At 62.8% G+C, this 19,648-nt stretch carries 18 protein-coding genes; 7 read left to right on the top strand and 11 right to left on the bottom strand.

The annotated features are described in order from the left end of the window. The first annotated feature begins 45 nt into the window (after nt 1-45). Complete coding sequence (locus ACREB7_RS02560) at nt 46-1,461, top strand: aldehyde dehydrogenase family protein (RefSeq protein ID WP_431590738.1); 1,416 nt, start codon at nt 46-48, stop codon at nt 1,459-1,461. Nucleotides 1,462-1,588: 127 nt separating this feature from the next. Here the strand turns inward: ACREB7_RS02560 and ACREB7_RS02555 are convergent, their stop codons facing one another. Continuing rightward, nucleotides 1,589-2,236: a TetR family transcriptional regulator gene (locus ACREB7_RS02555; protein WP_431590737.1), complete on the bottom strand. Its 648-nt coding sequence runs from the start codon at nt 2,234-2,236 to the stop codon at nt 1,589-1,591. Between the two features lie 274 nt (nt 2,237-2,510). Between ACREB7_RS02555 and ACREB7_RS02550 the strand changes: the two genes are divergently transcribed. Together ACREB7_RS02550 and ACREB7_RS02545 are read left to right on the top strand one after the other, a co-directional pair. After that, nucleotides 2,511-3,668: an acyl-CoA dehydrogenase family protein gene (locus tag ACREB7_RS02550; protein WP_411341049.1), complete on the top strand. Its 1,158-nt coding sequence runs from the start codon at nt 2,511-2,513 to the stop codon at nt 3,666-3,668. 133 nt (nt 3,669-3,801) lie between these two features. Beyond that, the gene (locus ACREB7_RS02545) at nt 3,802-4,974 is read left to right on the top strand and encodes a CaiB/BaiF CoA transferase family protein (RefSeq protein WP_431590736.1); all 1,173 of its coding nucleotides are present in this window, start codon (nt 3,802-3,804) and stop codon (nt 4,972-4,974) included. A gap of 310 nt (nt 4,975-5,284) precedes the next feature. On the opposite strand, the gene ACREB7_RS02540 is transcribed toward ACREB7_RS02545, so the two are convergent. From ACREB7_RS02540 to hchA, 6 genes are all read right to left on the bottom strand, one after another. Beyond that, complete coding sequence (locus tag ACREB7_RS02540; RefSeq protein WP_431590735.1) at nt 5,285-5,950, bottom strand: SDR family NAD(P)-dependent oxidoreductase; 666 nt, start codon at nt 5,948-5,950, stop codon at nt 5,285-5,287. 67 nt (nt 5,951-6,017) lie between these two features. Then, entirely contained in the window at nt 6,018-6,185 is a 168-nt protein-coding gene (locus ACREB7_RS02535) for a hypothetical protein (protein WP_431590734.1), read from the bottom strand. Continuing rightward, on the bottom strand, nt 6,182-6,694 hold the full coding sequence (locus ACREB7_RS02530) for an enoyl-CoA hydratase-related protein (RefSeq protein ID WP_431590733.1): 513 nt from the start codon (nt 6,692-6,694) through the stop codon (nt 6,182-6,184). The genes ACREB7_RS02535 and ACREB7_RS02530 overlap by 4 nt, the downstream gene beginning before the upstream one ends. A gap of 598 nt (nt 6,695-7,292) precedes the next feature. After that, nucleotides 7,293-8,066: an SDR family oxidoreductase gene (locus ACREB7_RS02525; RefSeq protein ID WP_431590732.1), complete on the bottom strand. Its 774-nt coding sequence runs from the start codon at nt 8,064-8,066 to the stop codon at nt 7,293-7,295. Between the two features lie 24 nt (nt 8,067-8,090). After that, nucleotides 8,091-8,807, bottom strand: a complete 717-nt coding sequence (locus ACREB7_RS02520; RefSeq protein WP_431590731.1) for a PA1136 family autoinducer-binding transcriptional regulator — start codon at nt 8,805-8,807, stop codon at nt 8,091-8,093. Between the two features lie 16 nt (nt 8,808-8,823). Then, nucleotides 8,824-9,675, bottom strand: a complete 852-nt coding sequence (hchA, locus tag ACREB7_RS02515) for a glyoxalase III HchA (protein WP_431590730.1) — start codon at nt 9,673-9,675, stop codon at nt 8,824-8,826. 770 nt (nt 9,676-10,445) lie between these two features. On the opposite strand from hchA, the gene ACREB7_RS02510 reads away from it, so the two are divergent. From ACREB7_RS02510 to ACREB7_RS02495, 4 genes are all read left to right on the top strand, one after another. Then, nucleotides 10,446-10,586: a benenodin family lasso peptide gene (locus ACREB7_RS02510; RefSeq protein WP_156419802.1), complete on the top strand. Its 141-nt coding sequence runs from the start codon at nt 10,446-10,448 to the stop codon at nt 10,584-10,586. A 21-nt stretch (nt 10,587-10,607) separates the two neighbouring features. Further along, entirely contained in the window at nt 10,608-11,288 is a 681-nt protein-coding gene (locus ACREB7_RS02505; protein ID WP_431590729.1) for a lasso peptide biosynthesis B2 protein, read from the top strand. Nucleotides 11,289-11,503: 215 nt separating this feature from the next. Then, entirely contained in the window at nt 11,504-13,000 is a 1,497-nt protein-coding gene (locus tag ACREB7_RS02500; RefSeq protein WP_431590728.1) for an asparagine synthase-related protein, read from the top strand. A 125-nt stretch (nt 13,001-13,125) separates the two neighbouring features. After that, entirely contained in the window at nt 13,126-13,269 is a 144-nt protein-coding gene (locus ACREB7_RS02495) for a hypothetical protein (RefSeq protein WP_431590727.1), read from the top strand. Here the strand turns inward: ACREB7_RS02495 and ACREB7_RS02490 are convergent. The 4 genes from ACREB7_RS02490 to ACREB7_RS02475 all read right to left on the bottom strand — a co-directional run bounded on the left by ACREB7_RS02490 (nt 13,233) and on the right by ACREB7_RS02475 (nt 19,628). Continuing rightward, complete coding sequence (locus ACREB7_RS02490; protein ID WP_431590726.1) at nt 13,233-15,458, bottom strand: prolyl oligopeptidase family serine peptidase; 2,226 nt, start codon at nt 15,456-15,458, stop codon at nt 13,233-13,235. The two genes, ACREB7_RS02495 and ACREB7_RS02490, sit on opposite strands and share 37 nt — an antisense overlap. 12 nt (nt 15,459-15,470) lie before the next feature. Further along, complete coding sequence (locus tag ACREB7_RS02485) at nt 15,471-18,002, bottom strand: TonB-dependent receptor domain-containing protein (RefSeq protein ID WP_431590725.1); 2,532 nt, start codon at nt 18,000-18,002, stop codon at nt 15,471-15,473. A gap of 100 nt (nt 18,003-18,102) precedes the next feature. Continuing rightward, nucleotides 18,103-19,092 carry a FecR family protein gene (locus ACREB7_RS02480; protein ID WP_431590724.1) on the bottom strand — a complete coding sequence of 330 codons (990 nt, stop codon included), beginning with the start codon at nt 19,090-19,092 and terminating at the stop codon, nt 18,103-18,105. Next, nucleotides 19,089-19,628, bottom strand: coding sequence for an RNA polymerase sigma factor (locus ACREB7_RS02475; protein ID WP_431590723.1), 540 nt, complete (start codon nt 19,626-19,628; stop codon nt 19,089-19,091). The genes ACREB7_RS02480 and ACREB7_RS02475 overlap by 4 nt, the downstream gene beginning before the upstream one ends. Nucleotides 19,629-19,648: the final 20 nt, after the last annotated feature.

Here is a 19,648-nt window from a genome sequence, read left to right as displayed (position 1 = left end):
AAATAGAGCCAATTGTTTGCGGCCACCTGATGGGAGAAAATCCGGATGAGCTTTTTCGATAGCTTCACGATGACGATCGGCGGCAAGGCCGTCTCGTCGAGCGAGACGATCGATGTCATCAATCCGGCAACCGAGGAGATCGTTGCCAAAGCTCCCGACTGCTCGGAAAAGCAGTTGGATGACGCCGTGGCCGCCGCCCGCGCGGCCTTTCCCGGCTGGCGTGCTACACCGATCGAGGAGCGGCGGCGCGCGGTGGCCAGGATTGGCGAGGTTCTGACCGAGCACCAGGCCGACTTCGCCCGTCTGTTTACGCTTGAGCAGGGACGCCCGCTCGACGGCGCGGCGCAAGAGATCGCCTTCGCCGCCTATTGGGCCAATGAGGTATCGAAGCAGGACATTCCGGTTACCGTCACCGAGGATAGCGCTTCAAAACGGTCCGAAACGCGCCACGTCCCGCTCGGGGTGGTCGCGGGCATCGTACCCTGGAACTTCCCGGTCAATCTCGCCGTATGGAAGATCGCACCGGCGCTGCTTACCGGCAATACCCTGGTGCTCAAGCCTTCGCCCTTTACACCGCTCACGATGCTCAAGCTGGCCGAGCTTCTTCGCGAGCATCTTCCGCCAGGCGTGTTCAACGTGATCAGCGGCGGTGATCGCCTTGGCCCCTGGCTGACCGCGCATGAGGGCATCGACAAGATCAGTTTCACAGGCTCGACCGCGACTGGCAAGCGGGTGATGGAAACCGCGTCCAAAGGCCTCAAGCGGGTGACCCTTGAGCTCGGGGGCAATGATGCGGCAATTGTCATGCCCGATGTGGCGCTGGATGAGGTGGCCGACAAGCTCTTCTTCTCGGCCTTCGCGAACAGCGGCCAGATCTGCATCGCGACGAAGCGGATGTATGTGCACGAAGATGTGTATGACAAGGTCGCGGATGCACTTGTCGCGCGCGCGCGCGGCGCGAAGGTCGGCGACGGGCTCGACCAGGGAAGCAATTTCGGTCCGATCCAGAACCGCCCCCAGTTCGAACGTGTCAAGAATCTCATCGAGGACGCCAGGCAGCAGGGGCTGCGCTTCCTTGCCGGCGGCGACGTGCCCGAAGGAACTGGCTTCTTCGTACCACTCGCGATCGTCGACAACCCACCCGAGGACAGCCGCGTGGTGCAGGAGGAGGCTTTTGGCCCGGTCCTCCCGCTGCTGAAGTTCCGCGATATCGACGAGGTGGTCGCTCGTGCCAACGCCTGCAAATATGGTCTCGGCGGCTCGATCTGGTCAGCCGACACCGAGGCCGCAGCGGACATCGCGTCGCGTCTCGAGACGGGAACCGTGTGGATCAACGACACGCTCTACATCATGCCCTGGACGCCCTTCGCGGGTCACAAGCAATCTGGGATCGGCGTCGAGAACGGCAAGGAGGGACTGCTCGAGTTCACGGTGCCCCAGACGATTACGATCGCCAAATAGGTCCAGCGGAGCTTGGCGTCGGTCTCGGCGCGAGGGGGCAGAATCGTGCGGCTGCGGCTGGAGGCGCCACGCCTGCGCCGCGGCGCCTTGCGTTCTTCCCGCGCTGCTCAACCGGGGCGGCGCGTCGTCAATTCGCGCGCGCTTCGACCGAGATTCCCCTGATAAGGTTGTTGCAAAGCTCCGATACGTAGCGGCGTTTGAGATCGTCGTTGATCTCCTCAAGGCCGAACACATGTCGCGCCTGGTGGCGTGAATGGAACAGCTGGTCGCAGGCCCCGACGATCATGAAATAGAAGACCAGAGGATCGACCTCGCGGAAGATGCCCTTGGCCCGGCCTTCTTCCAGAATCGCGCGCTGCGCCTTGGCGACCGGCAGGCTGATTTCCTCGGCGATCTGCTTGCCATAATCGCCCGACGGCTCGTTGGCCAGCTCGTGCATCAGCCGGTTGACATAGGGATATTGATAATAGGTGTTGACCATGCCGCTGATGTGGATGCGCAACTTGTCCTGCGGCGAAATATCCATTTTCAGCAGCTGCTGCAGGTCCGCCATTCCTTGACCCAGGCGGCGGCGAAGCAGCGCCATCAGCATGCCCGCCTTGTTGCCGAAATAATATTTGACCAGCGCAGAATTGACCCCGCTCCGCGCAGCAATTTCGCTCAACGAAATATCGGTCGTACCCCGCTCGGCCATCAATTGTCCCGCCGCTTCCAGCAGTCGCTCGCGAGACTCCGCTGTCGACGAACCGCCTTCCGCCTCGATCTGCACCTTCATTCGTCACTCCCTGTGGTCGTCCCGGCACGACCATCCCCTGCAATCGGCGCGCCGCAGCTTGCGGCTATCGGTTCGGATATGGCGTAAATTAATTGATTGAACAATATATTCCCACGCCCTGTGGCGGCGGCGCTGGTCCTATTGGCCAGCCCGTCCAGATGATAAACTCCACAGCGTTCGCCAGATATGGATGGCCTGCGCGACGCTTGCCTGAAATTATCTATGCGATTAATTGCTGGAGCACCGCAATTGAAAAAGTGAGGAGAGTGAGGCCATGGACCTGCAGTTCAGCCGCGCCGACAGGGCGTTCCAGGCCGAGGTTCGCCGCTTCTTCGAAACCGAGTTCCCGCCTTCTGTCCTGAACAAGGTTCGCACCGGTCAATTTCTCGGCCGTCAGGATTATGAAGCCGCACAGCAGGCGCTCCAGGCCCGTGGCTGGTTGGCTGCCAGCTGGCCCCGCGAGTTCGGAGGCACGGGATGGACGCCGGTCGAACGCTATCTGTTCGAAGAGGAAATGGAGCTGGCGGGCGCGCCGAACCTGGTTCCGATGGGCCTCATCTATATCGGGCCGATCATCTGTGCGTTCGGCACGCCCGAACAACAGCAGCGCTGGCTGCCCGACATCCTCTCGTCGCGCTCCTTCTGGGCGCAAGGCTATTCGGAACCCGACGCGGGGTCCGACCTCGCCAGTCTCGCCTTTTCGGCGGTACGCGATGGCGACGATTATATTCTGAATGGCTCCAAGATATGGACAAGCGGCGCCCACATCGCCGACTGGATATTCTGCCTTTGCCGGACCTCGCACGAAGAAAGAAAGCAGGACGGCATATCGCTCATCTGCGCCCCGATGAATTGCGAAGGCATCAGCGTGCGGCCGATCGTTTCGATCGATGGCGCGCATGAGCTGAACCAGGTCTTCTTTACCGACGTCCGTGTTCCCGCCGCAAACCGCATCGGGGAGGAGGGGCGCGCGTGGCATTATGCAAACGTCCTTCTCAAGAATGAGCGCCTCTCTTACGCGCATGTTGGCCGCAAGAAGCGCGACCTTGCGACCCTCCGCACGATGGTCGCGGGCGACCGCGCCTTCGCCCGGCGGCTTGCCGATGCAGAATTTACGGTGATGGTGCTCGAACAGCAGGTTCTGAAGGCACTTGTGCATGGAAGCGATGCCGCCACCGTCGCAAGTCTGAAGATCGGTTGCACGCAGGCCGCGCAGTTGATCACCGAGCTGTATATCGACCGGGCAGGGGAATATGCGGCGCCCTTTTTCGATCGCTCTCGTTCCGACTGGCATGAGGCGACGCCGCTCATTCCCGAGTTTGCCGCGGTCGCCACGGCTTCCTATTTCTTCGAGCGCGCGCAAACGATCTACGGGGGGACCACGGAAATTCAGAAGAATCTGGTCTGGCGCGCCATCGGATCCGCGCGCTGAGCGTCGGTCGCGCTCCGTGCCGTCATGTTTCGGCGCATGTCACGCCGGGAGGCGCGACGGTTCAGCTTGATCGCGCATCATTAATTGGGTAATTAAAATGCTGTGGCTTACGGTAAGGCAGCGAGAATAGCATATGATGGGAATGGCGGACGGCAAGGCGATGCTTACGGGCTTGAAGGTCGTCGATCTCACGACCGTCGTCTTCGGACCCTATTGCACCCATATTCTCGCTGAACTCGGCGCCGACGTCATCAAGGTCGAAGTGCCGGGAAGCGGGGACTCTTTTCGCTGGTCGGGCAAGGCGGCCGCGACCCATGGCATGGCGCCTGCTTTCATGGCAATCAACGGCAGCAAGCAATCGATCGCCCTCGATCTCAAGACCGCCGCCGACCTCGAGACGATGAAGAAGCTTCTGTCGGATGCGGATGTGTTCGTTCTCAATGTCAGGGGCAAAGCCGCCGAACGTCTCGGCTTGGACTATGAAGCGGTAAAGGCGATCAAGCCCGATATCATTTATGCGCATTGCGTCGGCTTCGGTCAGGATGGCCCCTATGCCGATCTACAGGCCTATGACGACGTCATCCAGGCAGCGTCGGGGACGGCAACGCTTCTCCCCCGCGTCGATGGCGATCCGCGCGCGCGCTATCTGCCCTCGCTGATCGCCGACAAGGTCGCCGGTCTTCATGGGGCGCACGCGGTGCTCGCCGCCATTATCCATCACATGCGGACTGGCGAGGGTCAGCTCGTTGAAATTCCGATGTTCGAGGTCTTCACCAATTTCATGCTGCTTGAGCATCTCGGCGGCCTGGCCTTCGACCCTCCCAATGCTCCGGTTGGCTATTTTCGCCAGATCGATCCCGATCGCCAGCCTTTCCCGACCTCCGACGGCTATGTGAGCATCGTCGCTTACACCGACGAAAGCTGGTCGCGGATATTCGAACTGCTCGGCAATCCGGGCTTCCTCGATCAGGACGCGTTCGCAACCCGCAAGGCGCGGGGGCGCAATCTCCCGCTCCTTTACCGCGAAATGGCAAGGTTGACGCCAGGCTTCACGACCGCCGATCTCGTTGCGCGCTGCCATGCCGCGCAAATCCCGGCTCAGCCTGTCCGTGACCTCGCCGACATCATGAATGATCCGCATCTTGCCGCCACCGGCTTCTTCGAGGCCTATGAGCATCCTACCGAAGGACGGTGCTTCCGGATGGGGCATCCTGTCCGCTTTGGCGTGTCGCTGGGAGGAGCCGGCAAGGTCGCCCCGGCGATAGGCGAACAGAGCGAAGAAATCCGCCGATCCATCTCCGGATGACCGCTTCTGGTGCGGGCCTCGAATCCCGCATCCGAAGCCAGGTTCCGCGCGATGACGGCATTGTGTGAAGCCACCGCCCGAAACAAAGGCGGGGCAAGGAGTAGGAGAGAAGATCATGCGCGCCAGACTGCGCCAAGAGGCTGACTGTATTGCGGTTTACGCCGTCACCTTCCTCGTTTGGGGCGCCATTTTGATGACGATCGCCGCCAAGCTCTGACCTTGCCGCGCAAGGCTCGCACTCCCGGCAAGATCGATGCGGCTTGATCGCGCCGCTGCGCCGCCCAAGCCGGCACACCGCCGTGCGATTGGCTCATTGCCCCATGGAGAGCTTGAGCTGGGCTCCGGTAATGCTCGCCGCCTCGTCTGAAAGCAGAAAGGCGACGACGCGAGCGGCCGCCTGGGGCGAAATCCAGTCGCTCCGGTCAGCATCCGGCATGTCCGCCCGGTTCGCCAGCGTATCGATGATCGTCGGAAGCACTGCGTTCACCCGAATTCTCATGGGCCGAAGCTCCTCCGACAAGCTTGCCGTCAGCGCAGCGACTCCGGCTTTTGACGCAGTGTAAGGCGCCATTCCGACTTGCGGGTTTGTCGCAGCGGCGGCGCCGATATTCACGATTGAGCCGCCGTGCTCGAGGTGAGGGAGTATGGCATGTGAGGACGCCACTGCCGTTCGAAGATTCATGCGGTACATCCGGTCCCAGCTGTCGATCGATCCGTGTTCGAGCGTCTCCCAGACGAACCCTCCCGCGACATTGACCAGTCCCTTGATGCCCGACTTTTCCGCCGCGATGCGGGCATAGGCTTCCTTCACGACGTCGCTGTCCGCGAGATCGATGCCGCTGGTGACAGACGCGGCGTCTTCGTGCGCACCCGACATATAATCGACGACCGCCACGTCATGACCGCGCGAAGCGAGTTCGGTAGTAATCGCCCGGCCCAGAATTCCCAAACCGCCCGCCACAATTATGCTCGACATTCATGCCTCCCGTTACCGACCCGCGACGACCAACAGGCCTCACGCGGATTCTCCAAAAATTGGGCGATCAGCCAAACGCCCGCCCGCGCTCGACGACGTCGAGACGTCTCGCCTCGACCTCTTCAGCCGTCACCTGCAGATTTGCTGCCCGAGAGCGCTCGCGTTCGAGGGCGAGCGCTTCCGTCAGCGCAAGCGCGTGGCCATCGTCGATCAGGCGCTTGTAGGACGCGATCATCGAAGGTGCAGCACTCGCAATGTCGCGAGCGATGGCCCGGGCCTTCGGCAGAAGTGCGTCGGGCGCGACGACATGGTTGACCAGCCCCAGTCGAGCGCCTGTTCGGCGGTGACGAAATTTCCGGTAAGCGAAATCTCCTTGGCGCGCGAAAGACCAACGATGCGTGACAGCTTTTGCGACAGCCCCCAGCCGGGCATGATCCCCACACGGGCATGCGTATCGGCAAAGCGTGCGTTCGTGGACGCGATCAGGATATCGCACGCCAGCGCGAGCTCGAAGCCGCCGGTGATCGCCACGCCGTTGATCGCGCCGATGACCGGTTGTGGACAGGAAGCGATCGCCGCCACCGGATCGTCATTCTCGGTCCGCGTCTTCGTTCCTCCCAAGCTGCCGATATCGGCACCCAGCTCCTTGAGGTCGAGGCTCGCGGAAAAGGCGCGCGATCCCGCGCCGGTCAGGACGATGGCATGGACGGAGCGATCCGGGCCAGTTCGGTCATCGCCAGGCAAAGCTCCGAACGTAACTTCGCTGACAGGGCATTCATTGCCTCGGGGCGATTCAGAATGACGGTCGCAAGCATGTCATCGCGTATGACTTCGATCAGCTCCATGACATGTCCTGGGGCGACCGTGGCGCCCGGCGCGCAGCTCGGCGGGCACGATATTCTTGGCGGGTGCCAGCTGCTCTCCTGTGGTCGAAATCGCGCAATGGATCATGATGAACCATGATGAGCCGCTCCTGATCTGCGCCCCGAGAGGCGGAAAATGGCCGTTGGCATTTCCCCTGCCATAACAAGCATCGAGACGCGACATTAATTAATCAAGTAATTCTATTAACTGGCCTCGTCGGGTGTGTCATTCTCATGACGGAGGACCGCCCTTCATATTTCGTCCTGCGACGATCCACGTCAGCCGCCGTATGCGGCTGGCAGCCATTCTGCTCGAAACGACGGACATTTGATCCGCTTCTACCATCGGCTCGCGCCATGACGGCTGCGCCCCCGGGGTTTCGACCTGTCAGGCGTTAAAATCCTCGGAATGATGGGGCCTTGTTGCGCGCCGATCGCCCATCATGGGTGCTTCGCAAAAGGCGCCTCGGGCTTGGCGATCAGATCAATGTCGACCATGCATCTTGCTGTTCCTTGCGGACCATTGCCTCGGCACTCGCAGGTCGCACGGTTCGATACGGCGGGTGCTCGGCCTCGATCACTTCGATGATCGCCTCGATCATCTCGGCAGGATCATGCTGATGGGTGAGCTCGCGAACAGGCCAGTGCCCGACCACTCGCTCGCCCTCATCCCACCACTGATCCATGCTCTCCATGCCGGTGTCATTAAAACCCGTGCGGAAGGCTCCGGGGTTCACCGTCAGCACCTCGACACCATAGGGTTTCAGTTCCTCGTGCATCGCCGAACAGATGCCTTCGACAGCATGCTTCGATGCTGCGTAAGCGCCATCGAAGGGAACCTTGACCAGCCCGGCTACCGATGAGGTCCAGACAATCCGGCCGGCACCGCGCCTGACCATGGCGCGGGCAAAGCCTTGCGCGAGTTCGAGCGCGGCAAAGACATTGGTTTCGAATACGGAACGAAACACCGTCATCGGAATCTCGACCATTGGTCCCGATTCCATGATCCCGGCATTATTGAACAATATGTCGATCTCGATGCCGAGCGCTTTTGCGCGGTCTATCTCATTCAAGACGTCCAGCTTGATAACCTGCATGTCGGACTCTTCCGCCTTGGCAGCATTCCGCAATTCCCAGACCTGGGGCCATATTTGGCAGCCGGCAATTACCCGATGCCCGCGCTTTGCCAGACCGAACGCGACGCCACGACCAAAGCCGGAAGCCGCACCGGTTATGAGGACCGTCTTGCTCATCTCGTATCTCCCATAGCGTCAATCTTAAGCGTCGATCTCACCGTTGCGGATCGCGACCCTGATCGCTTGCCCGGTCGTCAGAACGCCCAGGCGCTTGCGGACGCGCCGAAGATGATTTTCGACTGTGCGCTCGGACAGGCCGAGGGTCACGGCGATGTCGGCCTGCCGCCGCCCGGCGGCAGTCCAGGCCAGAACTTCCCGCTCGCGATCGGACAGCTTGCTTACGCTATCGATCGGCGCTTCGAAGACCCTTCGCGCGGCGAGAAAAGCCGCCTCCGCAATCAGCCCAAGCGCCAATCGCGCCTGCGGTGATGCGTCGATCCGCTCTCCGCCAAGACTCATCGCGCCCTCAAGTCCGAGCGGGCCGAATATGGGAATCTGGAGGCCATGAATCCCCTGCCCACGCGGCACGCGCACAACCTTGTAAAGGTCGCCGTCATCTCCAACCGTCTTGGTCCAGAAGAAGGGCTCACGCGCCTCAAGAATGTGGCGCGTCACCGGACAGCGGCGGATATAGGTCGCAGCATCGACGCTTTCGCCGTCACCGAACCAGTCACCCTCAACCCAGTAGATGCTCTGCAGCACCTCATCATGTGCTGCGGATGCCGAGAATAGCACAAACCGGTCGTAGCCTAGGGGGCCGGCAAAGGCGCGGACCCCATTTTCGATTGCGGCAAGTTCGTCGGCCACCTCGATCGCAAGGACGCTCCGAAATGCCGCATCGGCGGTGACCGCGCTCATCGACCGGCCCTATCCATCAACCCGCGTCGGCATCCGCGAGCAATGCTTCGGCGGCCAGCTTGCCGAGCGCATTGCCCGCCAGCGGGCTGTCTCCCGTCAGCAGCTTGCGGTCCCGGTGCACGGCGCCCGAAATACCCTCGTTGATGATCTCGAAATCGAGGGCCTTCAGCTTCTCGCCGAACTTCCACGTGAGATGACCCGGCATGTAGCCGATGTTTGGCGTCGTCGCATCGAGCGCATCGGGGAAGGCACAGATTTTGTAACCGCGGTAGATGTCGCTGTTCCCGACCGCGAGAAAAGCGGCGGGTCCATGACAGAGCGAAATCACGAAGCGGTCATTGGTGGCCGCCCATTCCAGCGCAGCCTTGACATCTTCGCTCTCGGGCAAGCCGATCAGCGCGCCATGGCCACCGGGAATGAAGATCGCGGCATAGTCTTCGAGCCCGCCGGCAACAACGTCGGCCAAGGTGAGCGGGCTTTTGAACTGGGGGTGATATTTGTCGAAGAAGCCCTTCACCTCGTCATCTTGCGACGGCATCGCCCAGAATTCGAACTTGACCGGGTTGCCCGAGACGGTTGCCACATCGAATGCAAACCCCGCCTTGTCGAGATGATACATCGGCAAAAGGGTCTCGACGGGATGATTGCCGGTCGAGAAGAAGGTACCATTGTCGGTGAGAAGATAGCGTTCGTCGGCACCGATCATCAGAATCTTTTTGCTGCCTCGGTAGGGCGCGGCATAGTCCGCACCGCTGAGGTCGGACTTCGGCGAGGTGAACTGGCCGAGCGAATAGGGTGAGGGAAAGAATGTGTCCTTCTCGGCGGGGTCGGATTGCGGTTTCTTGTCGTTTGTTTGCGTGTCAGCCATGAGGTGCTCCTGTGTATGAATTTGTTTCAGCCTAATCCTCCCATCGAGCGAAACAATGAGGGTTTTCCCTCAACGGTCACGAGGCGCCAGCACCGCGTGCGTTGCGATGCCGAGCCCGCGGTGTGCCGGTACCTACCAGCCTTCGCGAACCCCTTTTGCACGGGTAATCGGTGAACATATTGATCTTTATCTTCAGGCAGCCGCTGAGGTTTTGCCTCGTCGAAGTCCCGGCTAGTCATTCACGATGTAGGAGTGTTTGGCAGAATGTTCTCTCGCTGCCTGGGAGTAAGCACCCCGCTTGAAAATGAAGCGTCCATGCTGCGGCGATCTGGCTTAGATCGAGTGGAGGATGGGTGGTGGGGCGTGCGCGTGCCGCGAGCCGCGATCGAACGGATTGCCGAGGCCGGTGGCTTAATCGGCCTCACCGAGGACCGCCAGGTGGGCGCCGGTCACGTGGTCCGCGTGGAATATTGCCTATTGTGAATGAATTCCGATCTGGAGCCAGTTCGCATTGCGGAATCGCGTGATTGACGCATGATGGCGGCAGCGCCGATGATGTATCGGCGCGTGACCGGGTTTCGCTACGCATGTCCAGGCCCAAGCTAAAGGTAGCGATACGCTCACCGACGAGTGTTTCCTTTTCCCGGTCGCTCTTTTGCAAAAACTTCTTCATGCGATTATTATTGGATAATAAAATGGATGGCGTCTTGGCCAGAGCATAACTTCCTCAATGCGACTCATTCCGGTCGCTAATTGGGAAGGAAGACGTGATGAATAAGCAGCATAGCAGCGAGCTGATCGATCTCGGCGCGATCAGTGTCGAAACCCGGGGCATCGAACCCCTCGGTCCCGTCGATGAGGACCAGGGCGAACACTATCTGTTCGCCGGCGGCATCACCGTCGACGATTGACAGCGCTGGCGTGCCGCCACCGTGCGGCACGCCATTCGCAGCGGCTTGCCTGAAACCTTCATGACACCCTTGCTGCGCCCCGGCCTGCACTATCGGTGCGTGAACGAAAGCTTCGTCTTCTTCGACCTTCTTGAAAACCGTTATTTTCTGCTCGCCGGCAGCTCAGCGGAGGCCTTCAAACGCTTTCTCAACGGGACTTCCACGCAGGCCGACCATGACGAACTGCAAAGCTGCGGTCTCACCGGCGAGACCGGGAAGGGGAGAGTGCCGCGCGCGGTTTCCATAGCCAGTCCGTCTCGCAGCCTTGTGGATGCTCCGCTTCGTCGTTCTGACATTCTTTCCGCCGTAGCGAGCGTGGCCGCGCAGCGGCGCGCGCAGCGCGACCTGCGCCGCCGCCCGATCGCCCAAATCCTCGGTGAATTCTCCGGCGCGCATGACTCCATACCGGCAGCGACCGGGGAGGCGTGCGAAGCAATCGCAGCGGCCTTCCACCGCGCGAGGCGCTATGTGTCGATCGCCGACCAATGCCTTCCCCGCGGCATCGCGATGAAGCGCATGATGGCCCGGCAAAAGCAGGGCGTCTCGCTTGTCTTCGGCGTCACCATGCCTTTCGCCGCGCACTGCTGGGTGCAGGCCGGCGACCTCGTTCTGACCGATCCGCTCGATGTCGTGCTCCATTATGAACCGATCTTCGCTGTCTGATGGTAGGCGGCTATCATATCGACCTGGGTCCGAACTCGGCTAGCCTCTCGCTGCATGGCGTCCCGCCGGATATCCTTCTGCCCGGCGCCGCGATCTGGTCAGGGGAGCCGCTAATCCGCGTCGGGCCGCGGACCATCATCATCGGCCGGCTTTTCCGTCGCGGCACACCGAGCACTTCGGTCCTCACAATAGGACAGGCGGAAGCGGACCGTCTAATGGACGATCGGGGGCGCGGACTGCTCGGCGGATATTGGGGCGGCTATGTGGTCGTGCATGTGGGGCCGGATGATGTGGTGCGTATATTTCGCGACCCTTCCGGGCTGCTTCCCTGCTATTTCCGCATTGGAGCGGAAGGGGTCGCTCTCGGCGGTTCGATCTTGAACCTCGCCGCGCCCGGCCCCGATGCCGTCGACTTTCCGGAGCTTGCCTGCATCCTTGCGGGCGGAGATTTGCGCGGACGGAAGACATGTCTTGCCGGCGTCGAAGAGTTGATCGCGGGCGAGTGCCTCGTCTTCGATCGGGGGCGGGCTACGACGGAGCCCTGGTGGTCACCCTGGGATCATGTAGGGGGTAGTGGCATAGGCTCGGAAGACGCTGTGACCATGCTTCGCAAAACTGTGAGCGATTGTGTCCGCGCGTGGGCCGACGCTTTCCCTTCGCTTCTGGTCGGCGTATCGGGCGGACTTGATTCATCGATCGTGACGACGGCGGCCGCAGTGTCCGACGCCCGCCTGATCTGCCTCAATCTTGTCAGCCCCGATTTCGATGGCGATGAAAGGCGTTATGCCCGGGCCCTCACAACCCATCTCGGGCTCGATCTTGTCGAGGCGCATCGTGACATCGCCGATATCGATGTCACTCGGTCGGCGGCGCCGCTCCACCCCTGGCCATTTGCGCCGCTCTACAAGCAGACCAATGAGGCCATTCATCGCCGACTGCTGTCCGCGGAGCCGTTCGACGCCTTCTTCACCGGCAATGGCGGTGACGGAATTTTCTTCGGGACCCGGAGTGCGATACCGCTCGTTGACCGGCTGCTGGCCGACGGGCCGCGCCCCTCCGTAGCGTCGACAGTCGGAGATATCTCGACTTTGACGGGCGCCGACGCCCGGACCGTCCTGAAACACGCCTGGGCACGCTATCGCCGCAACGGGGGCCGCCATGCGCCCGGCTATAATGTCTCGGGACTGAATCCGAAGATGGCGGGCCGCATCAAGAGGCGAGGCGCAACCCATCCATGGCTGAAGGCCCCGGATTGGGTTCTTCCCGGGAAGACCGTGCACGCCGCCTATCTGATGCGCGCGCAAAAGGGAGTGGAACTCTATGATCGCGCAGCGAGGCCGCCTCATATCGCTCCATTGATGTCGCAGCCCATTGTCGAGCTCTGTCTGGCGATCCCGAGCTGGCACTGGATCGCCGGCGGACGGAATCGGGCGGTTGCGCGAAGCGCCTTCGAGCCTCTCCTGCCTGCGCTTGTGTCAGCGCGAACGCAGAAAGGAGGACCCGGCAATTTTCATCTCTCCATTTACCGGCAGCACCGCGGCGTGTTGCACCAGCGGCTTCGCGAAGGTGTCCTCGTCTCTTCAGGCCTTCTCGACCCTTCCTTTCTAGATGGCCCCGATGATCCGACATGGCGCGGGGCCGAGCGCATCGATCGCATCCTCGCTTTTAGCGCGGCTGAAAATTGGGCGCGCTACTGGAGCGGGGTTGGGTGATTTTCGAGCCGTTGCCCTTGGCCCCGTTGCGCGAGATCAATCCGCGGATATCCATATGCCATCGGCGTCCGCGGCTTTCTCAGGGTCAGGAAGCAAAGATTCCTTTTTAGCTGGAGGATATGGAAATGGACGTTCAGGACTGGAAGATGGATTTTGTGCATCTCGGCTCGATCAGCGAAACGACGCGGGGCATCGAACCGATCGGCCCCATCGAGGAAGAAACCGGCGAGCGCTACTCGCTGTTCGCTGGGCTCGGCGATGAGGATTGACTGACCGTGGGCGGCGTAAGCGGGCAGCGGTTACGCCCGGCGTCCGCGAGGCGGTCCCACTGCGCGATCCGCTCCGGAAATGGCGCATCAGGGTCGCGCACGCCGCGCAACCAATAGTCGAACCATGCGAGATTTTCGCGCATCGCGAGCAGCCGGTTCGACGGGATATGGAAGAGGTGCGTCTCGTCCGATGCCGGGCTGGCTCCCGGATAATAGCTGAGCTGCGTCGCGACATGCGCATCGCGCAGGCCTTCGTAAAAGTCAATTTGTGACGGCGAGGCCGATGCCACCTGCTGCAGAACCGCGGCGCAGATCTTGTCGGCGTTCAGCGAGGGCGCGAACCGGCGGTAGTGGTCGATATGGTCGCCGAGCGGACCACCGCCATAGACCGGATCATAGCTGGCACGGGCGCCGGCGTAGCCGCTTGGCTCGAGAAACCCCCCGTCGCCGCTCGATGCGGCACGAAACAGGCGCGAGTTGGTGAGGCTCACATTGACCATCTGCGAGCCGCGGCTGTAGCCCGCGATGCCGATCCGATCGGGGTCGATCAGTCCCTCGGCAGTGAGCTCTCCAACCGCATCCTCGATGCTGTGGACCCCGTTAAGCCATATCCGTTGTCGAACGATGTCGGGACCGGGCGGACCCTTGCCGCGCATCCAGGCACCATAGGCCTCCATGAGTTCGGCGGACTGCCGGGGCGAGGGATCGTTCAAGAGGAGCACGACATAGCCGCGCTCGGCAAATAACTGCACCGGATAGTTCCACTGGTTCCCCGGCTCGGCGAAACGGTCATCGGCATCGCTGCCATGCGTTACGACCAGCGCCGGATGCCGCTCGCCCGCGCGGTGCCCGCGCGGCATAACGACATAGCCATTTGCCTTATAGCCGTCGCGGCTGGTGAACTGGCGGGGGATGATCCGGAGCGGCGCGATCGGATCATGTCTTGGCGAGATTGAGCCCAGCCGCCGGACCGCGCCGGTGTTGAGGTCGATACGAACGAGACGGGGCGGCAGGCTCGTCCCTTCTTCGACGCACAGCGCCGACGAGAGAAAGCCGTCGAATCCGCAGCGCGTGAGGCTGGCGCCGGTGCCGATGGTGCGTATCTCATCGCCCGCGAGCAGCGCGAGCTCATAGCGAAGAGTGTCGGTCCGCCGCGTCCCGACAACGACGCGCTTCCCGTCGGCACTTCTTTTCCAGCCCGCAGCCCGGGGGTCACCGATTTCGAACGCGACATGGCCAAACCGATGCCGCTGGCCGCCCGGCAACGTCTCGACCAGTTCCCTCTGTCCGTCGAGACCGGTTGTCGAGAGCTGGCCGCCATGCGGCCCAACCAGGATCCACATCGAGAGCAGGTCGCGCTCGCCGCCGAGCTTGCGAACCGCCTTCTTTTTGCGATCCCAGGCCCATGTCTCGAAACTGCCTCCAAGCGTGCCATCCTGCACTTCGACCCGGAACCGGACTTCGTCCTCTTGCCAGACGATGCGGCCGCCGCCGCGTGTCGCGACGCGATCGCTCGATGGCCGCGTCGCAATGCGAACGGTCGAGCCATCGGGGCCGCGCAGAAGATAGTCGATCTCGACGTCGATCGCCGAGCGTCGGCGGTTCCGTAGCGCGCTCACTTCCTCGTCAAAGCGCACGCGATTTGCCTCGGGCTTGGGTTTGATCAGCGAATACCAGAGCCACTTGCCGTCGGGCGACCAGTCATAGTCGAGAACGCCGATGCGCGCGGGACGCATCCCCCCGCCGATCGGAAAGGACATATCCGCCTTGCCGACGGGCACCGGGGCGGGGTTGATAACCAACGGGCGCACGGAGCCTTTGCTGCCTATCCGATAGAGCTGCAACCCGTCTCCCATATCGAGAAGAGCGCTCCAGTCGTCCGTTCCGGCTATGGGCCGCAGCGATTTTGTGGCGTCGGCGGTCAAAATGGTCTGCGTCCGCCCCGTCGCCACATCGACGAGCCGGATATGTGATCGCGGCCGCCCGGCTTCGATATCGACGATCTCGGCAGCATAGATCGCACGCTTACCGTCCTCCGAAAGGGCGATTTCGTCGACCTCCGGAATGGTGAGAATATCCTCGATGGTCCACGACCTGCCCTGACTCTCCCCCGCCGCACTGGCAGGGGAGAGCGCCGCGGCGGCAAGGAGCGCCGCGACCGGGAGGCTGGAGAGGAGCAGAGGCTTCATGACCAGCCCTCCTCACCAGTCGCGGCTGATCGTGACGCCGAGGAAACGTCCGACAGCCGAATAGTTGGTCGAATCGAACGGCGTGTCGCTCGGCGAGGCCACCGCTATGGAGTCCGGCTTGGCATTGAAGATGTTGAGGGCGTTCACCGTCACCTCGCCAAGATCGCCGATCTTCACGCGTGCCGACATATCGAGCGTCGTGACGGGCGAAATGCTGACCGGCACCGGGCGGCGTCGATCGGTGACGCCGCCCGAGAAGCTCAGGAAGGACGCGAGCGTGAACCGCGCGCCGCCGAAGCTCGCACCGCCGCGCGCGCGAAAATGCGGCGCGTTGAAGATCGTGCCGGCCAGATCGGTGACCGGAAGAGTGGGCAGCAAGCGCTGCCGGCTGTCCAGCCAGGTCCCGCTGGCCGTCAGCGTCAGCGTCTGCGAGCCGATCGGCGCCCGGTACCGAAGCGACAGATCGGCGCCCTCGTAGCGTTGCGAGGCGATGTTCCGGTCGCGCCCGTCGAGCAGCGCGACGACGGTGGCCGGATTATAGGGCGATGTCGTTCCGTTGCCGAGCGGATCGGCGGCGCCCGCGATCGCGGCCGCCTGCTGCGCGGGCGACGGATTGAAGATAATAAGGTCGGCGAACAGCGGATTGGTGAGCGTGCCGAGCGGTGAGCCGAAGGGCGGCGCGACCCGGTCGCGATAATCGATCCGGAACAGGCTCGTCACGATCTGCAGCCTGGGCGAGGGCCTGAATGTTGCACTCAATGTCATATTCTCGGAGCGCTCGGGTCCGACGTCCGGATTACGCCCGCCGATGTAGAGATAGGTCGAGCCAGTGGGGAACAGTGTTCCATATCCGGTTACCGGCAGCAGCACCGGCGTATAACCGCTATATTGCTGATTGAGCGTCGGCATCTTGAAAGATCGGCCCCATGAGGCGCCCAGGCTGAATTCCGCGACGGGCGCGTAAACAAAGCCCAGCTTCGGCACGACGATGCTTCCGGCATCCGAATAATCTTCCCAGCGGACCGCCGCCGTGAACGACGCGCGATGGGCAAGCGAAAGATCTTGGGCCGGACTCGCCAGCGGCACGAACAGCTCGCCATAGGCATAGCGATTGTCCCGGCTTCCCGAAAAATCGCGGCCGCTGACCGTCGCGGCGAGGCGATTGCGGCGCCAGCCGCCGCCCGCCGCGAGGCGCACGTCGCCGGCGGGCAGGGCGAACAGCGGACCCTCAACCCCGGCTTCGATACTGTAGCTGCGATTGTTGAAGATCCTGAGCGGCAGGGTCGCCACCCCGTTGGTGAAATTCTGCGTTACGCCGCGGGTCTTGTCGGTGCCGTAGAAGGCCGTGAAGCGGGCATGCCAGTCGCCTCCCAGGTCCGCTTCGAGCGTCGGCGCGACGCCGAAGGTCTCGAACCTGTTCGTCACGATTGTCCCGCGCGTGGTGATCGGGCGGTCGATGAGGAGGCCGCGAACCGACTCCATGTCCCCGCGCTTGTAGAGCGCGTCCGCCTTCAGCGTGACGCCGGGCGCCAACTGCTGGTGTCCGCTTACAAGAAAGCTGTGCCGCTGAAGGTGAGGATAGAGCGTCGAGGCCGGATTGCTCGCCCTCGCATAGCTGCGATCGCGGGCGAGGATCTCATCATTCTCGAAATAATCATAGGTCGCGAGAAATCCGCCGCCGGCCCAATTGAGGCCGCCGAGCAGATTATATTGCTGCTGGAAGTTCCCGCCATCGGTCGATCCGCCGAGCCGCGCACTCGTCGTGATCCCCTCATAATCCTTGCGGAGCAATATGTTCACCACACCCGCCACCGCGTCGGCGCCATAGATGGCCGACGCCCCATCGGTGACGATCTCGATGCGCTCGACCGCCGCTGCGGGAATCGCGCTAACGTCGATCACGCTCTGGGTGCCGCTATAGGCGAAGCGGTTTCCGTTGAGCAGGGTCAGCGTCGCATTGGCGCCGATGCCGCGGAGGTTGAAGGTCGAGGCGCCATTCACATTGCCATTCTCGTTCGCAACCCCTTGTCCCGACCCGATCCCCGGATTCTGGCCGCCCCCGAAATTCTGCGGCAGGCTGCGCGCCACCTCGCCGAGATCGGCATGGCCGGCGTTGCGGATATCCTCCGCCGTCACTTCGATAACGGGCGCCGGCGCAGGCGCGCCTGCGATGCGCGAGCCGGTGACGATGATGGTTTCCGGCTCGGCCGAAGACGGGATTTCAGCCGAAACGCCATTGCGGATGATGACCGCGCGGTCGTCGAAGCGTGCGATGAGCCCGCTTCCCGCAAGGAGGGTCTCGATGGCTTCGCGCGGCGTGAACTGGCCCTTCAAGGCCGGAGCGGTCTTGCCCTCAAGGTCGCGCGAAGAGGCATAGAGTTCGATGTCGGCGAGATCGGCGGCGCGGCGCAGAGCCTCGCCCAGATCCTGCGCCGGAATATCGTAAGACTGCCGCTCTTGCGCTGTCGCCATTGCGGCGACAGGTGAACAACAGGCTGCAGCGCCGGCGAGCAGCACGGCCAGCGAACGAGACTTGATCAACATCATCACTCCCCCCAAAATTTCGCCGTGCATCGGGCAAGGCGGTCAGTTGGGGGTAAGTTGACGGGGCGAACGAGGTGCCCTTAGCCGACAGGTGAAAAAATTATCGGTGGCTGAGATGAATGGCGTCAGCCCTGCGCTCGACCCGCAGATCGAAGAGGGTCGCGATGCGCTCCGCCAATGGCTCGGTCTTGCTGATCTGGAAGCGACCCGATACCTCGCGCGCCGCGATGGCGCTGTCGTCGATCACGATCGGCAGCGCAGCGTAGCGATTGGCTTCGGCGACAAGCCGGTCGAGACGGATCGAGCGATATTCGGCCCAGCCATCGGGCCAGCTTGCCGGAAGGGCCGGCGGAGGTCCGGCTTTTGGCGCCAATGTTCCGTCGGACCGATAGGCCAGCGCCGCGCCTTCGCGAAGCGGCGTGACCTGATCCGCCTCCACATCGGTGCGGACCTCGGCCGCACCGCGCCGCAGCATTGCGGTGACCGTGCCGGCCTCGTCGAGACTGAGGTCGATCTCGGCATCATTCGCGCTCGCGGCGCCGCGTCCTGCGTCAATGCGCAGGGGGACGTCCTGCCGGGCCACCGAGAGACGAACCCGGCCCCTGACCAGACGCACGCTGCGCGCGTCCGTCCCCACGGCGACGTCAATCCGGCTGTCGGTGTCGAGCGTCGCGCTCGACCCGTCGGCAAGCCGGAAGGTCCGTATTTCGCCGCGCTGGGTCTCAAGCGGCTCGGCGGCAAAGGCGGCCGAGCCGCCGCCCCGCTGACCGGGGAGCGGAGCCCCCCCGGCGCCGATCGCGACAATCAGGAGCGCGAGTGCCGTCGCTGCCGCGCCCCAAGGCAGCCATTTCCTGACCCGGCCTCGCCGCGCTTCGGCATGCGCGGTCCCGTGCCGCTCCGACGTCTTGAGAATGGCGAGCGCCGCCATGCGCTGCTCGGCGCGCCGATAGGCCTCGCGGTTTTCGGCCGATCCGTTCAGCCAGGCATCGAACTCATCGCGGAGCGCGGCGGCATCTTCGCCGCGCATCTTGATCAGCCATGCGCGCGCGATCTCGTCGAGCGAATAGTCGCCATCCCCTGTTTTGGTCATCGACCCTCGTCCACCACCTTCGAGATCTGAGCGAGCGCTCTCATCATATGATATTCCACCGTCGCGATGCTGATGCCGAGTGCCTCATGTATCTCGCGATAGGAGAGCTCGTCCACCCGGTGCATGAGGAAAACGCGGCGGGTCTTCGGCGGCAGGGCATCGACGGCCCCCTCGTACAGTCGGAGCAGATCCGCGGCTTCGAGATTCCACTCCTGCGCGGCGGGCGTGGCGCCTTCACCTTCATCGCGCAGCGGAAAGAAGGTCGCGCGCGACGATTTCTGGCGCCTGGCGCGATCGATAAGCAGGTTCTGGGCGATACGACGAAGGAAACCGCCCGGATTGGCGAGCTGGTACCGCTGCTCGCTGCCCGCCGCGCGCGCAAAGACTTCCTGGACAAGATCGGGCGCTTCCTCGGCGCCCGCCTTGCGGCGCAGGAAATGAAAGAGCGAATTGCGGTGCGCACGATAGGCCGCCTCGAGATCCTGGCCGGCCTCTGGCCGCTGTCTGCACTGTGGGGGTCGGTCGGCCGGATGCACATGGCAGGCCGAGGACGGTG

The organism is Sphingopyxis sp., assembly GCF_050725615.1.
In the GTDB taxonomy this organism is placed as follows: Bacteria; Pseudomonadota; Alphaproteobacteria; order Sphingomonadales; family Sphingomonadaceae; genus Sphingopyxis.
The sequence above is the reverse complement of the archived record's forward strand: the minus strand, read 5'-3'. Positions and strand labels throughout refer to the sequence as shown.

Coding starts and splice junctions, on each gene's coding strand:
- ACREB7_RS02545 (WP_431590736.1), top strand. CDS start 3,802: ATGATGGGAATGGCGGACGGCAAGGCGATGCTTACGGGCTTGAAGGTC.
- ACREB7_RS02510 (WP_156419802.1), top strand. CDS start 10,446: ATGAATAAGCAGCATAGCAGCGAGCTGATCGATCTCGGCGCGATCAGT.
- ACREB7_RS02520 (WP_431590731.1), bottom strand. CDS start 8,807: ATGAGCGCGGTCACCGCCGATGCGGCATTTCGGAGCGTCCTTGCGATC.
- ACREB7_RS02490 (WP_431590726.1), bottom strand. CDS start 15,458: ATGAAGCCTCTGCTCCTCTCCAGCCTCCCGGTCGCGGCGCTCCTTGCC.
- ACREB7_RS02480 (WP_431590724.1), bottom strand. CDS start 19,092: ATGACCAAAACAGGGGATGGCGACTATTCGCTCGACGAGATCGCGCGC.
- ACREB7_RS02525 (WP_431590732.1), bottom strand. CDS start 8,066: ATGAGCAAGACGGTCCTCATAACCGGTGCGGCTTCCGGCTTTGGTCGT.
- ACREB7_RS02555 (WP_431590737.1), bottom strand. CDS start 2,236: ATGAAGGTGCAGATCGAGGCGGAAGGCGGTTCGTCGACAGCGGAGTCT.
- hchA (WP_431590730.1), bottom strand. CDS start 9,675: ATGGCTGACACGCAAACAAACGACAAGAAACCGCAATCCGACCCCGCC.
- ACREB7_RS02495 (WP_431590727.1), top strand. CDS start 13,126: ATGGACGTTCAGGACTGGAAGATGGATTTTGTGCATCTCGGCTCGATC.
- ACREB7_RS02535 (WP_431590734.1), bottom strand. CDS start 6,185: ATGATCGCGTCCTACAAGCGCCTGATCGACGATGGCCACGCGCTTGCG.
- ACREB7_RS02550 (WP_411341049.1), top strand. CDS start 2,511: ATGGACCTGCAGTTCAGCCGCGCCGACAGGGCGTTCCAGGCCGAGGTT.
- ACREB7_RS02560 (WP_431590738.1), top strand. CDS start 46: ATGAGCTTTTTCGATAGCTTCACGATGACGATCGGCGGCAAGGCCGTC.
- ACREB7_RS02540 (WP_431590735.1), bottom strand. CDS start 5,950: ATGTCGAGCATAATTGTGGCGGGCGGTTTGGGAATTCTGGGCCGGGCG.
- ACREB7_RS02485 (WP_431590725.1), bottom strand. CDS start 18,002: ATGTTGATCAAGTCTCGTTCGCTGGCCGTGCTGCTCGCCGGCGCTGCA.
- ACREB7_RS02500 (WP_431590728.1), top strand. CDS start 11,504: ATGGACGATCGGGGGCGCGGACTGCTCGGCGGATATTGGGGCGGCTAT.